General features: G+C 44.4%; 10 protein-coding genes. 4 read left to right on the forward strand and 6 right to left on the reverse strand.

Going from position 1 to position 14,082, the window contains the following annotated elements:
- Window positions 1–41 precede the first annotated feature (41 nt).
- Window positions 42–908 carry a GLPGLI family protein gene (locus RE317_RS06885; protein WP_008671468.1) on the forward strand — a complete coding sequence of 289 codons (867 nt, stop codon included), beginning with the start codon at window positions 42–44 and terminating at the stop codon, window positions 906–908.
- A 4-nt stretch (window positions 909–912) separates the two neighbouring features.
- Window positions 913–3,573, forward strand: coding sequence for a carboxypeptidase-like regulatory domain-containing protein (locus tag RE317_RS06890; RefSeq protein WP_008671467.1), 2,661 nt, complete (start codon window positions 913–915; stop codon window positions 3,571–3,573).
- Between the two features lie 56 nt (window positions 3,574–3,629).
- On the opposite strand, the gene RE317_RS06895 is transcribed toward RE317_RS06890, so the two are convergent.
- From RE317_RS06895 to RE317_RS06905, 3 genes are all read right to left on the reverse strand, one after another.
- Window positions 3,630–4,307: an ATP-binding cassette domain-containing protein gene (locus RE317_RS06895; RefSeq protein ID WP_032939792.1), complete on the reverse strand. Its 678-nt coding sequence runs from the start codon at window positions 4,305–4,307 to the stop codon at window positions 3,630–3,632.
- A complete protein-coding gene (locus RE317_RS06900) occupies window positions 4,304–5,233 on the reverse strand; it encodes a hypothetical protein (protein WP_005851295.1) in 930 nt (309 codons plus the stop codon). Before RE317_RS06900 ends, RE317_RS06895 begins: the two co-directional genes overlap by 4 nt.
- Before the next feature lie 137 nt (window positions 5,234–5,370).
- Window positions 5,371–6,042 (reverse strand): hypothetical protein, encoded by a 672-nt coding sequence (locus RE317_RS06905; RefSeq protein ID WP_005851301.1) that lies wholly within the window; start codon window positions 6,040–6,042, stop codon window positions 5,371–5,373.
- A gap of 482 nt (window positions 6,043–6,524) precedes the next feature.
- Here RE317_RS06905 and RE317_RS06910 point away from each other — a divergent pair, with 482 nt between their 5' ends.
- A complete protein-coding gene (locus tag RE317_RS06910; protein ID WP_008671465.1) occupies window positions 6,525–7,151 on the forward strand; it encodes an HU family DNA-binding protein in 627 nt (208 codons plus the stop codon).
- Between the two features lie 214 nt (window positions 7,152–7,365).
- On the opposite strand, the gene RE317_RS06915 is transcribed toward RE317_RS06910, so the two are convergent.
- Genes RE317_RS06915 through RE317_RS06925 form a run of 3 tightly spaced genes read right to left on the reverse strand, consistent with a single transcriptional unit; the run spans window position 7,366 to window position 12,970 of the window.
- On the reverse strand, window positions 7,366–8,745 hold the full coding sequence (locus RE317_RS06915; RefSeq protein ID WP_008782186.1) for a TolC family protein: 1,380 nt from the start codon (window positions 8,743–8,745) through the stop codon (window positions 7,366–7,368).
- Between the two features lie 32 nt (window positions 8,746–8,777).
- Window positions 8,778–11,903, reverse strand: a complete 3,126-nt coding sequence (locus RE317_RS06920) for an efflux RND transporter permease subunit (RefSeq protein WP_005851307.1) — start codon at window positions 11,901–11,903, stop codon at window positions 8,778–8,780.
- A complete protein-coding gene (locus RE317_RS06925) occupies window positions 11,903–12,970 on the reverse strand; it encodes an efflux RND transporter periplasmic adaptor subunit (RefSeq protein WP_005839703.1) in 1,068 nt (355 codons plus the stop codon). The genes RE317_RS06920 and RE317_RS06925 overlap by 1 nt, the downstream gene beginning before the upstream one ends.
- A gap of 176 nt (window positions 12,971–13,146) precedes the next feature.
- Between RE317_RS06925 and RE317_RS06930 the strand changes: the two genes are divergently transcribed.
- Complete coding sequence (locus RE317_RS06930) at window positions 13,147–14,025, forward strand: helix-turn-helix domain-containing protein (protein WP_005851311.1); 879 nt, start codon at window positions 13,147–13,149, stop codon at window positions 14,023–14,025.
- The last annotated feature ends 57 nt before the right edge of the window (window positions 14,026–14,082 follow it).

Below are 14,082 nucleotides of genomic sequence, written 5' to 3' on the forward strand. Positions count from 1 at the left end.
CTTTGCAGTATAAAATTCATCATTTAAAAACAATTCGGATTATGAAAAAGAAATTGGCTAACCTGTTATTTATGGTAACTGTGGCATTACAGGCTACGGCGCAGATAACCATTCTCTCTATGGATGATGTGAAGAAAAGCGAACCCATAGATGAATTGGTTTTCCGTGCTCAGTATGAGTTGAAGATGGTAGAGGATACTACCAAGACCGACTGTCAGCCCAATTCGGAAACGATGATGTTGGAAGTGGGAAAGAAATGTTCGCAATTTTATAGCTACACTACTTATCTTCGGGATTCTACTTTGATTGCCGACTATGCTAATAAAGTGTCCCAAGATATCTTGCAGCAACATGCCAAGGCTTATGGAAACGGGCGTATTACATATCGGATTTATAAGAACTATCCTACGGGAAAGGTGACAACGCTTGATCGGTTGGCTACCAGTAATTTCCGTTGCGAGGAAAAGAATGAAAAACCGGTATGGACCTTATTATCCGATACGGCTACTATTCTGACTTATCATTGCCGGAAAGCAACTTGTCACTTCCGGGGAAGAAGTTATACGGCATGGTTTACGATGGAAATTCCTGTAAGTGAAGGGCCTTGGAAACTTTGTGGATTACCCGGTTTCATTATAAAGGCTGAAGATGCCCGGGGACATTACTCATTTGAATGTACAGGTGTCGAGCAATCTGATGGACCGAAGCCGCTTCTTTTCAATGGTAAAGGTTCTGAATCCATCAGTCGTAGAGATTTGAATAAGGTATATGAGCGTTATGCCAAGGACCCGGTAGGCTTTATTACTTCTACAGCCCCCAATGTAAAATTGACGGTAAAAGATGAGCAAGGTAATGCATTGAAAAACTTTGAGTTACCTTATAATCCGATAGAATTATCTGAAAAATAACAGGATGAAAACAGCAATCATTCTCTCTTTGTTGAGCTTTTTGTTTCATATTCAAACAAACGCACAAAACACGATAGAGGGACGGGTAACGGATAAAGTTACCCGTCAGCCTTTGGAATCTGCTACCGTCACTTTGCAACAGGAAGGGGATGGCAATATCATCAACTATACTTTGACAGATGTTGACGGACGTTTTCAACTTTCCTCTTCATCCTTGAAAGACAGGATAATAACGGTGTTTTATATGGGGTACAGGAAAAAGACCGTACCGGTACTTGCCGGTCGTCCGCTAACTATCGAACTGGAGCAGGAAGCTATCATGCTGAAAGAAGTACAGATTCGTTCGGGGCGCGTATGGGGACGACAGGATACCTTGAAATATGATCTCACCCGTTTTGCATCTTCCAAAGACCGGAATGTTAGCGATGTGTTGAAAAAACTTCCCGGCATCAATGTGGAAGAGAACGGAACTATAAAATATAATGGAAAAGCGATCAGTAATCTTTATGTGGAGGGAATGGACGTGAGTGGCGGGCGTTATAATCAAATAAATAATAATCTGAAAGCGGATGCCGTACAGGCAGCGGAGGTCATTGAAGGGCACCAACCCATTAAGTCCTTGCGTGGCAAGACCTTTACGGATGACGTAGCCTTGAATTTGAAACTGAAACCTGAAGTCCGTTCCAAATGGATTTATACCGTTATGGCAGGGGGAGGTTATGGAGAGAAAGCACTTTACGACGCTTCGTTCAATGCATTGCAATTGAGTCGTAACCGGCAGACTGTCTATACTTACAAGGCAAATAATACAGGCCGGAATCTGTTTTCCGACCAACAGAAACTGGCATCCGGCAATAGCTTTGACCGGGTGACGGACAGCAATCTTCCCATTTTTCTTCCTTTACCCGAACCGGCCATGCCCTTGTCGCAAAAAAGGCTGTTATTCAATGAAACGCATACAGCCTCTGCCAACCGCTTGTACCGATTGGATGAAGAAAAGCAATTACGATTTCAGTTAGGGTATATCCATGACCGTACAACCCGGCAATATGGAAGTGAGGAAATCTATTATTTTGTACAAGATACGGTGCATACGGCTACCAATCGGCATGACCGTTTAAAAACCGATTGTCTGAATGCTGAAGTGAATTATGAAGATAATACTGTAAGCCGGTACACTCGTGAAAATTTTTCGTTTGCAGGAACATGGAAATCAGGAGTTTCGGATATAACGGGTGATAATGCTATTTTTCAAAAGATAAAGAACTCACAATGGGAATTGAAGAATTATTTCAACCAACTTTACACCAAAGAAAAATACACTTGGGGAATCCGGTTGTATATCCGCTACACCCATTGCCCCGCTTCACTGACAGTGGCTCACCGCAACTTGCCCATTTTATTTGCTGATAACATGCTGATTGCCAACTGTATCTACCATAGGAACGAATTGAGTTCGCCCGATAACATCAGCGAAAACACATATCGAACTGTCATCGGACAGACACATGAGTCTATCCTTGCGGAATATGAAGAAATGAACACCGGCAATGCCTACACGGATAATGTCCTTTATGGGATGAGGAAAATAAATGGAGTGAATTATCAGCTTACAGGTGGTTTCTGTGGCGAACTTTCTTCGGTGAAACAGGAGAATGCTTACTCAGCCCATAGCTATTCTTTCTATACCGTTCCCCGTATCGAATGGGAGAGAAATGATTTTTTGTTCACTGCCGCCACTACTGTCCGGTGGAGTCATCTGCCAAAGCAATCTTATAGCCGTTTTTGTGTCTCCCCATTCTTTTGTTTCCGTTATAAATTTACTCCCCGTTGGAAAATGTCCTTACTAGGAAGCTTGGATGAGAGTGAAGGAGGATTGAAGGATATCTACCCCTTTCGGTATCGTGAAGATTACCGGACTGTGGTGAAGCATACAGGAAAAGTTCCTGTAACGGTACGGCAACTTTATACCTGCTATCTGGAATACAAAAATACTATCAAGGAGTTTTTCTGGACTTTATCAGCTTCCTATTCCCACAATCGTTATAATCTGATAACAGAACGTAACTATAAGGACGGTAATTTCTATCTTTCGTCTGTGGAAAGAAATCATTCCTCTCATAGTTACACCTTGAATACCATAGGGTCGAAAGGGATCTATGACTGGAATTTGAAGACTTCTTTGGAATTGACTTTAGCACGCAACGAGGGGAAACAACTGAATGAAGGCATCGTTCAGGATTACAGGTATGACTATTTGTGCATCGAACCTAAAATTGTGTGGGCTCCTTCTGTATTTTTCGAGGCTGAATACAAAGCGACGGTCAGTTGTGTGGGAGGCGGAATAGGAGAGGATACTAGTTTGGATCCTTTATGGGAGGTGGCTCAACGGCTGACTCTCAGTTTGGAATTTCATGATACGGAGTTTCGTTTATCCGGAGAGCATTTTTATAATGATTTAAGTAAGAACCAGCATCTGAATATTTGGCTTGCAGATGTTTCATTGATACATAAAGTCGGAAAATGGAGGTTTGCCGCTTCTGCTATAAATCTGTTTAATAAGGAACAATATCGTTATACTCTTTATTCTGCCGTGCAGAGTTATACTTCTTGGATAAAACTTCGTCCCCGTGAATTTATGGTATCTGTGCAATATCAGTGGTGAAAAAGGATTGGGATGGAGTCAAATGTGTAGTTTTCAGGTAAGGACAGTGCTGTGTGTTACTGAAAGTATGAGGTGGGCTGTATCTTTTTAGTATTGCATAATATATCCTCTTCTATCTCTTCTGTTGTTTCTTCATGGTATTCTTTGTAAATACCCCCTTCGTTCAGATAGTGGATAATATCACATATTTCCCTTAGCGAGGCAATGAGATGTGAGGAAATTATCACCGTCTTTTCTTTTGCTTTCAGTTGCCGGATGAGTCTTTTCATCAGGATACATCCCTTCAAGTCCACCCCATTGAACGGCTCGTCAAGAATAAATACGTCATTGTCTTGCAACAATAATGCCATAAATCCCAGTTTCTTTTTCATTCCAGTAGAATATTCGGCAGCATACCTGTCAAGGGGCAGTTGGAAAATTTCATTTAAATGTTGAATGGTGGGTGTATTGACCGGCAGATCTTTGGCCTTCATACAGAATTCCAAGTGTTCAAGACCCGTGATTTGGGAATAAAAGAAGTTGGATGCAGACAGATAACCTGTTTTTAAAGTTTTGCTTTTGGTTATGCTTCCGGTATAATCATAGATTCCCATTATACAATTGAATAAAGTAGTCTTTCCGGCTCCATTCTCGCCCACCAAGCCATATATTTTTCCAGGGTGATACTCCAAATGAATGCCGTTTAATACTTTGACCTTACCGAAACTTTTATGTAAATCATTCACTTCTATCATAATAATCTTTTTAAGCGTTTGTGCGCATGGCAGGTCAGCAATGCTGTAAGTGCTATGCCGGGTATTAAAATAATTGGAACAAAAAGAGAGCCTAAATAAAAAGGCATTAATATACTTAATTGCACAATAAACAGCAATAGGGGGGATGGGATGATATGGCGCAACATACCGATACCAATGGCATAAATTAAGGTGGCAGTATAATAAGATAAGAAAAAGAGGATTTCATCTTGGTCATAGGTAGACGCTATAAGCGCTAAGCTGAAAGGAATGGAGGTGATGAAAACATTCCATGCTATGCTTTTTAGTTGGAAAAGGCATAAAGTCTTGAAATTTTTGAAATGAAGAAGATATCTGTTGTCCATTGTTTGCAGATAGCCTGATGCCTGTACCAATCCCCATAGTATGAGACATACTTTGTTTATTTTTATATTTCCGTGTACGGTTCCTGCGGTTGCAAAAAGAAAGAGTAGGATATAGACCCAGAAAGATTGGCGGAATATTCGTATATATTCATAACTTCCTTTGTAAAGAAAAGGAAGACGGACAGGTTTGTGTTTCAGTTTTATTTTTTTCAGGCAAGGTAATAAGGCGGCGAACAGCCATAAGCCGATAGCGTCGGTAAATTGTCCTTTTATTATTTCTATTCCGGCAAAAGGTAATGCGATCAAGGTGTATTCTTTTATCAGGAACACAGAAAGATGAGGTGTTAAAGTGCGTAAAAATTCTTTGTCTTTCCGGACATTATGATAACCGGCTAATAAGAGAACGCATACCACAGGAATAGCGAAACGGTTTTCTGCCAAGAACAATATCATGATGGCAGCCACCGTTAAGATGGTAAGGAAGACTATTCTGAAGATACCCAATTCTATAACTATTCTTCCAAAATTTTTCAGACGAAGCAGCAGATACAGTTGAAACATAAAGTGCTTTTTTATTTTGATTGAGGGTACAAAGGAATAAAATATCCGGCTAAGTACCCTCTGTATTTAAAGTAGGTATTACAGGTCTGTTCTTTCAAATGCAATGATTTGTAATTTTCTTGATGTAGCAGGCTGGATTACTTTTTGCGGACGTTAAAGCATTTGTCGAAAAAGTCTTTTTTATTTTTCCCGTAAAAACTACTGTCCAGTCCTTTCCATGTCTTGGGAAATATCTTTTTAGTGAGTTCCACCTCTTCTTCAAGAATCGCTATATTATCAGTCATCAATGCCATGTTCAGTGCGCGGTTGATGCGGGAACCGGCATACCTGAGGCTGTCTGTAGCATATTCTTTTATGAGGATGGCATAGGCGGAATCGGCAGACCGATAATTTTTTTGGGCGGTAAGGCTGTCTCCGAAATAATCTTCAAACATCGCTTTCATTGACCATAAGTCGGCATTGAGGGTGGATTGTTTTTCAGCTTGCCGGAGTACAGACAGAATCTCATGGTACTTTTTGCAGGCTGATAAATAACTGATTCTTCCCACATATACTTTTATATTGGTAGGGTCAATGGCTAATGCGCTGTCAAGTTTGGCCCATATTTCCTTGTCGTTTATAGATATATGTTCACTGTCATTAAAGAAGAAAGTGCTGTCTAAAGGAGGCAACCATAGGTTCCTCGCTTCTGCTACCAGACGGTTGGCTTCTTGGGTGTGGAAGTTTTCTTCGGTAGTCACGGGGTTGGAATGGTGTTTGCATGAAACAGTAAGGGTCAATAATAAGCCAAGTAAAATAGTGGTTTTCATCAGTTTGTGTATTATGGTATTAGTTTGTTGCCAACACAAAAATAGGATAAAAAAATGATATTCTTTCTTTTGCATCAAATATATTTCCTTTGATGTTTGGTTATAAACCGTTCTGTCTGTCCGCAGAATACAATGAAACCGTTGTTCTCCGCAGATACCCAATCTTTTTATCAGGGTATCTCCCTGTATATCGCGTATCCTTTTGTTTATTCATTTAGTTTTTTAAGAATGAGTCGACTACCTGATTATTTTTCTCCTTAATCCATCTTTTCCTTTATATTAAGCCTTTTTCCCCTAAAGATTAAGTATCTTTGTCCAGATGTGTTCTATCTCCATAGGTTGCGGAGTTGACTCCATAACCTTTGGAGATAACTCCATAGCCTTTGGAGTCAAGTCCAAAGCTTATGGAGATAGAATACAAAAGGAAGAGAACCCTTAACCATAGAGCAGAAAGGGCTTGCGGATACAGATCAAATCTTTTAATGATGGATATAAAATATGATTTCAAGGCCAACCCTTTCAAGGAAAAGGACGGCAAACCGGTGCTTTATCCGGCGGTAGTGGTGAAGGAAACGATTACTACCGATCACATAGTGAAGGAGTTGTCCAAGCATAGCGCATATTCGGCGGGCTGTGTGGTGGGAGTGCTACAGGAGGTGGCCGATATGGTTGTATCCCATTTGCGGCAAGGAAAAAATGTGCGGTTGGACGGCCTGGGTACGTTTTCTCTTGCCTTGTCCTCGCGTGAGGTGACAGACCGGAAGGAGATACGTGCGGCATCCGTGAGGATAAAGAAGGTGAACTTCCGTCCGGTGCCGGAACTGGTGAAGCGGGTGCGGCAGGAAACAGACATCCTCCGTGCCGAGTTCGGCTTCTTGCCTACGGTGAAAAAGCGTAGCAAGGAGGAGCGTTGGACATTGCTGGAGGCTTATCTGAAAGAATACGGTTCCATTACACGTCTGGCCTATTCGGAATGGCTGGGGGTGGCGCGCACTACGGCGGCCTACGAGCTGAAGGCTTGGTATGAGGAGAAGAGATTGGACAAAGAAGGAAAGCATTCTCATGCGGTGTATGTGCTGCGCAAGCAGGAAGGTATAGCCGAAGTATAGCCCCTTTTTTATCCGTTTGGGAATAAAAAGAGAGGGAAAGTGGTGGTGGCAGCACTTTTTACCCATAAAAAAATGTGCTACCACCACCCGTTGAAACGCCTTGTTCATGGTGGTTCCAGTAGAGTGGGTGGTAGCAGTGGCAGCACATTTATAAAACTCTGGAGAAGGAGGGATTGCTTGTATTTGTACTCAATCTGAACTCGGAACAAGAGACTTACAGCTTGTCATGCAAGGTCCCTGCTGCTTTCAGATAGGCCACGTAGTTCAGATAAAGTTGGAAACGGGCGTCAACTTTCGTTTCGTAAGCCTGTTGCCATAACGCTTGGGCTTCCAAATGGTCGGAGAGTGTTTCCAGACCTACTTCGTACTGGCTTTTGCTGACACGCCTGTTCTCTTCCGCCTGTTGCAGGGAACGGTCGGCAAGTTCGCTTTCCAGCTTTGCTTCGTCCAGATTGTTGGCGGCTTGGGTCAGTTCCAGTAACATTTGCTCGTTCAGGTTTTGCTGTTGAAGGCGGGTCTGTTCCAGTTTGGCTTTGGCTGCACGTACTTTGTTGCTGCGTTCTCCGAAATGGAACAAGGGGATGCTTACATTCAGCAGGACAGAGAAACTGGCATCGTCCAGGAAATTCTTGTTGTTCAGTTCCAAACCATGTACATAGTCGTATGAGCCTTTGATCCCTACTTTGGGAAGCAGTTCACTGCGGTTCAGTTTCACCTGCTGGCGGGCTATCGCCACTTGTTTGTCCAGTATTCCGTATTCCGGACGGCGGGTGATATCCAGTACCTGTACTTCCAGGTCTTTCTCTATCTCCGGGAAATCTCCGGAAACATGAACTTGTGTGGTCAGTGGTTTCCCTATCAGGTGGCAGAGGTTCATGGTAGCCAGGCGGAGAGCATTCTCGGCTTTTCGGATACCTAGCTCGCTTTCATTCAGCTTTACTTGTACTTTCAATACATCATTCTGAGGTTTAAGTCCATGTTTGTAAGCACTCTCTACGTTATTTTTTAATTCCGTCAATACAGCGTGGTATGCATCGGCTACTGTTTTCATCTCCTTTGCTTTTACTACCAGAGCGTATGCCTGATCTGTTTTCTGAATGACTTCTGTTGCGGTCAGATTTTCATTCATTTGTGCCATTTCTTTGCCCAGCAAGGACATTTTGTAGGCGGCACGGATTTTACCGCCCATGTAGAGGGGCTGTTCCATTTGCACGCCGCCCATATAGACCCATCCTATTTTATAGTCCAGGTTAATGCCGGGGAAGTAGGCAAAGCCTGCGGGTTGTCCCGGATTGAACTGTCCTGTTCCATCGGGCAGAAAGACGGGCAGGTTGCCTCCGGCTATGCCGTAACTACCGTCGGCATTACTGTAAAGTCCTGTTCCGCTGACGGTGAAGTTGGGGAAGAAGTTCCCTTTGTAACTCTTGGCTGTATAACGGGCACTTTCCGTCTGTTTCACGGAAGCCGCCATTTCCTTGTTGTATTTTAATGCCATTTCGCGGCACTCTTTCAGACTCAGTGTTTCCTGTGCCCATGCGGGGGTGGCAAGATGCCACAGCAGACAGCAGAGGGGGAGTATCATTGTCTTTTTCATTTATTCTCGGTTTTGTATGTCAGTGAAATGAATCAATTGTTTTTTATCTTGAAGAACAAGGCATATAATATAGGGATAAAGAGCAGCGTGATCAGTGTGCTGCACAGCAATCCACCCATGATAGCTGCCGCCAAGGAACCGAACATGGCATCGGACAGCAAGGGAATCATACCCAGAATCGTTGTCAGCGAGGCCATCATGACCGGGCGGAGACGGCTTTGGGAACTGTCTATCAGTGCGGTGATCGGTTCTACTCCTTCATTGATCTGAAGGGTGATTTCATCCATCAGCACAATACCGTTTTTAATCAGCATGCCGATCAATCCCAATGTGCCTACAATAGCCACGAAATTGAAGACTTTTCCTGTGAGCAGCATGACCGCTACCACCCCTACAAATATCATCGGAATACAGCAGAAGATGATGATGGGTTTGCGATAATCTTTGAACAGCATGATGAGGATGGCAATCATCAGAATGATGGCTAACGGGAAATTTTGGAACAGGTACTTCATGGACTGGTCGCTGGCTATTTTTTCTCCTTGCCATACCAGTGAATAACCTTCGGGTAATGGTATGTTTTCTATCTGTTCCGCGATGGCAAGACGTGCTTTTTCCGTTTCAATGCCGGGTGCGGGCGAACATTGTGCCCGCTGGCTTCTCTGCCCGTTGTAACGGGGAACTACCGGATCTTCCCACCGGATATCAATCTCTTTGCTGATTTGTTTCAGCGGTGTACTTCCCATGATGCTTTCCACCAAATCTTCTTTCGAAAGTGTGCCGGCTTTCAGCTTCACCATGGTTTCCTCGTTCAACAGTCCGTTCAGGGAAGGCAGAGACGAGAAGACTTGTGCGTTGCCCAGGTCCTCTATCGGTTCTCCTTTCTCGTCGAGGCATTTCAGGTAGATGTTGTTTTTGTGGATACCTTCGTAGAAAGAGCCGATAGGAATGCCTCCGGTGGCTGTGAGCAGGGAAAGGCTGACATCATTACGGCTCAGGCCGAGGGCACGGGCGGACGGCTGGTCGTATTCGATGGTCAGTACGGGTACTTGAGGTTCCCAGTCGGTGGTGATGAGGCAGACTTCCGGAGTCCTTTCCATGATGGCGCGGGCGCTGTCGGCCAGTTGGTGCAGGATGGCAGGATCGGGACCCAGAAATTGCGCCTCTATGGGATATTTCTTGAACATCAGATTATATCTTTTCAGTTTGATGTATGCGTCCGGATAGGCTTGGGAGAGGTAAGCTTGGATTTCGTCTATATGTTCTACCAAGGTTTCCGGTGAGGTGAAGTCGATAATCAGTTCGCCGTACGAAAGTGAGGGGTTGGCAATGCTCCGTACCAGATTATAGCGTCCGGGCGTACCGCCTATGGAGGTGGTGACGTGGGTTATTTCCTCCCGTCCTTTCAGATAGGTTTCTATTTCTTCCAAATCTCGAACCACACGTGTATAGTTATTCCCTTCCGGAAGTTTGTATTCCATATAAAGCTGGTCGTAAACCATGTCGGGGAAAAAGCCCTGACGCATATATTGGTAGCCGAAAACGGAAAGCAGCAACAGACCGGTCATGGCAAATACAAAACTCCACCGGTGGGCCAGACCGAACCGCAGTGCCGAACGGAGGGTGGCATAGATTTTACCTTTGTATACTCGCTTTCCGGTACTGTCAGTATCTATGGCAGGATGCAGCCGGCGGTCGGCCATCAGTGGTACATGGATCAGTGCCAATATCCAGCTTAGCAACAGGGAAACGGCAAGTACGATGAAAAGGTCGCGCGTGTAGACGCCTGCGGTGTCGGGGGACATGTAGATGGGTAGAAAGGCGATAATGGCTATCAGTGTCGCGCCCAGAAGAGGCATGGCTGTCTGTCTTCCGATGGCGGTCATGGCTTCCATCCGGTTTTTGCCGGCTTTCAAGTCTACCAGTATGCCGTCTATGATGACGATGGCGTTGTCTACCAACATTCCCATTGCCAGTACAAAAGCAGCCAATGATACGCGCTGCATGGTTCCGCCTGCCGAATAAAGGAACAGAAAAGAACCGAATACGGTGATGACCAGGCTGATACCTATGATAAGGCCGCTCTTGAACCCCATTGCTATCATCAGTATCAGTACTACGATGATGACGGATTCTATCAGGTTGATGACAAAGGTTCCCAAAGAGCTGCCTACCCGTTCGGGCTGATAGAAGATTTTGTGGCATTCCACTCCTGCGGGCAGACGTTCGGCTTTGAGTTCTTCCAATTTGCTTTCTACGGCATGGCCTACTTTTATAATGTCCGAACCACTGGAGGCAGCGATGAGTATACCGAGAGCGCGTTCATGGTCATAGAACATTTCATTGCGTGTGGGGTCCTCGTAGGCTTTCTCTATACGGGCGATGTCACTCAGGCGAAGCTGGTCGTCATCGTGTCCTTGAATCAGCATTTTTCCGATATCTTCTACGGTTTTGAATTTGTCGTTTACTGTGACGCGGATACGGTTTTCACCATTTTCATAATATCCTGTATAGGTGGTTTTGTTCTGGCCGTTCAAGGTTGCCAGTACTTCTGCAGGTTTAACACCGAGGTTTGCCATACGGTCTTGCAACAGGGAGATATTGATGCATTCGGAACGTTTGCCGTAGAGTTCCACACGGTCTACACCTTCCAGTTCGTTCACTTCCCGTTTTACCAGTTCGGCATAGTCGGACAGTTCACGGTCGGACAGTCCGTCACCTGTCAGGGCATAGAACATGCCATATACATTTCCGAAGTCATCTTTGACTATCGGGGTGGTGGCTCCTTCGGGCAACAGGGCGCGGGCGTCGCTTACTTTGCGGCGCAGCATGTCCCAGCATTGTTCCACGTCATCGTCCGGCACGGTGCTCAGCAGTTCTATCTGTATCAGGGACAGGTCGTTGTATGAATAACTTTCTATATTGTCAATGTTGCCCATGGTGCGGATGTTCTTTTCAAGCACATCCGTTACTTCCAGTTCTACCTGGTGCGCGGAAGCACCCGGATAGGTGGTGACCACCATGGCAAGTTTCACTTTTATTTCGGGGTCTTCCAATTTGCTCATCTGATAGCAGGAGTAGGCTCCGCCGAGCAGCAGAACCGCTATCAGGAAATAAATCAGATTCCTGTTCCGGAATGCCCATTTACTGATGTCCATTATAATAATCCTCCTATATTTGTGTTAGTGACCGGTGACAAAGGTTTTACAATTTCTCCATCCTCAATGTGGTGTACGCCCGAGGATACAATCTGCTCTCCCGGTTGCAGTTGTCTGGAAGTGATGAGACTGTGTCCGTTGTTCAACAAGCGCAGTATGGATACTTCCTGTCTGTGTACGGTATTGCTGGATGGATGAAAGACGAACACATACGCTTTGCCTTCTTTTTGCAGGATGGCGCCGGTAGGGACAGAAAGAGTATTCTCCTGCTCTGTACGGCAAAGGATGGTTACCATGGTGTTCATGCCGGGAGAAGGGATAGCCCGTGTGCCGGGTACTACTTGCAGGCGCATGGTGTATAGTTGGTTTGCGTTGGCTTTCGGGGTGACACTGATTAGTTTCAGCGGGTAGGTTTCGCCCGGATAGATATCAAATGTGCAGTGATAATTGTCGAACTGCTCCCGGCGGATATATTCGGCCGCAGGCAGATTTATTTCCACTTCGGGGGTTCCGCCGCTGATCATGGCAATGACGGGCATTCCGGCTCCGATGGTTTCGTGAGCTTCGAACAGGCGTTTCTGGACATACCCGTTGAAAGGAGCATAGAGCCGGGTGTAAGCCAACTGATCTTTATGGTGTTTGTACTTGGCGGTGATTTGCTTGAGCCCGTATACGGCTTTGTCATTGGCGTTGGGGGTGGTTCCGTTGTCTTTGTAAAGAGCCATGACCCTTTCTGCTTCCGCTTTTATTTGCTGGTATTCTGCTTCAGTAGCATCCAGTTGTACTTGATAGTCGGTGGGGTCCAGTTCGGCCAGTAATTGTCCCTCTTGTACACGGGCGCCGTCTTTTACATGTATTTTGCTGATGGTTCCGCTTACCCGGAAGGCAAGGCTGATATCTTGTGCGGCTTTTACCTTTCCCGGAAATTGCAGGAACGTTTGTTTGTCGGCAGAAACAACTGTGTCTATTTTTACTGTCTGATGACCTTTGGCTTCCCGGGCACGTTGTGCGCAGGAACTTAGTAAGATCAAGGAAATACCTGTTAGAATAAGATAAATTCGTTTCATACTACTATGATTTTCGTGCAATTAGTTTTCTGATACAAAGTTATTCCGAAGCAAGAGGATAGAAAAGGTTGATATGAATGATAAATTGTCCGATTTGTATATTTTTGGGTTGTTATGTAGCTGGAAAGTTTACGATTTGTATTTATTTTGCAGTAAATTAAAGAATGTATAGATTGATGGACAGACAACAGATGCCTTTTCTCTTTAGATTTCTTTCGGATAGTGAACTGTATGCCTTTAAAGACGGACAGATTATTTCGACATTTAATAAATGTGGCCTTTTCTTTTGCCGGAAAGGAAATGTGGAGGTTTCACTGGAAGATAAGCATTTTCAGATAAATCCCGGTGATGTGTATATTTACATGGCTTCTACCTTGGTGCATCTGCTTCATAAGAGTGAGGATGCGGAAGGGGTTATGGTTGAAGTGGATTTAGATTATATCATTCCTATCGTCAATAGGGTGATCAATGTGGAAAACCAGCTTTTTATGCGGAAGCATCCTTGTATATCACTTTCGGATAAGCAACGTGCTCATTTGGAGTATCTGTTGGATAATTTGCGGGAGAGGATAGAGGCGGAGGATGTGCAAGAGGTGAATTTGCAGCAACAACGCCTGACTTTGGAACTGATCAAGTCGATGGGGCAGACTTTCTGCTATGAGATATTGAATATGTATTTTGCCAACCAACCCATGCAGCCCTTGCCGCAGAACAAGAAGGATGTGATTTTTCAGAATTTCATGCTGGCTCTTTTCCGTTTGTATAGAAAGGAGCGTGATGTAGCTTATTATGCGAGGATGCAGCATATTACTCCACGTTATTTTTCCACCATCATTAAAGAGAAGTCGGGAAATAGTGCTTTGCAATGGATTGTGCAAATGGTGATTACCGAGGCAAAACAGTTGCTTGAAGGATCGGATCTGAGTATCAAGGAGATTGCAGACCAATTGAATTTCCCTACGCAGTCTTTCTTTGGAAAGTATTTTAAGCAATATGTGGGGATTTCACCTAAAGAATATAGAAAAGGCAAGTTGAGGATTAAGGATGGAATTTGATTTCTGAAAATGCAATCTATTTTATTTTAATATACCTTTGTGTACAAATCATAAACG

This window comes from Phocaeicola sp. GP0067 (genome assembly GCF_031119655.1).
In the GTDB taxonomy this organism is placed as follows: Bacteria; Bacteroidota; Bacteroidia; order Bacteroidales; family Bacteroidaceae; genus Phocaeicola; species Phocaeicola vulgatus.

Excerpts from the sequence above, each read along its gene's own strand:
- RE317_RS06920 (WP_005851307.1), bottom strand. The coding sequence starts at position 11,903 with ATGGACATCAGTAAATGGGCATTCCGGAACAGGAATCTGATTTATTTC.
- RE317_RS06895 (WP_032939792.1), bottom strand. The coding sequence starts at position 4,307 with ATGATAGAAGTGAATGATTTACATAAAAGTTTCGGTAAGGTCAAAGTA.
- RE317_RS06910 (WP_008671465.1), top strand. The coding sequence starts at position 6,525 with ATGATGGATATAAAATATGATTTCAAGGCCAACCCTTTCAAGGAAAAG.
- RE317_RS06885 (WP_008671468.1), top strand. The coding sequence starts at position 42 with ATGAAAAAGAAATTGGCTAACCTGTTATTTATGGTAACTGTGGCATTA.
- RE317_RS06925 (WP_005839703.1), bottom strand. The coding sequence starts at position 12,970 with ATGAAACGAATTTATCTTATTCTAACAGGTATTTCCTTGATCTTACTA.
- RE317_RS06900 (WP_005851295.1), bottom strand. The coding sequence starts at position 5,233 with ATGTTTCAACTGTATCTGCTGCTTCGTCTGAAAAATTTTGGAAGAATA.
- RE317_RS06905 (WP_005851301.1), bottom strand. The coding sequence starts at position 6,042 with ATGAAAACCACTATTTTACTTGGCTTATTATTGACCCTTACTGTTTCA.
- RE317_RS06890 (WP_008671467.1), top strand. The coding sequence starts at position 913 with ATGAAAACAGCAATCATTCTCTCTTTGTTGAGCTTTTTGTTTCATATT.
- RE317_RS06930 (WP_005851311.1), top strand. The coding sequence starts at position 13,147 with ATGGACAGACAACAGATGCCTTTTCTCTTTAGATTTCTTTCGGATAGT.
- RE317_RS06915 (WP_008782186.1), bottom strand. The coding sequence starts at position 8,745 with ATGAAAAAGACAATGATACTCCCCCTCTGCTGTCTGCTGTGGCATCTT.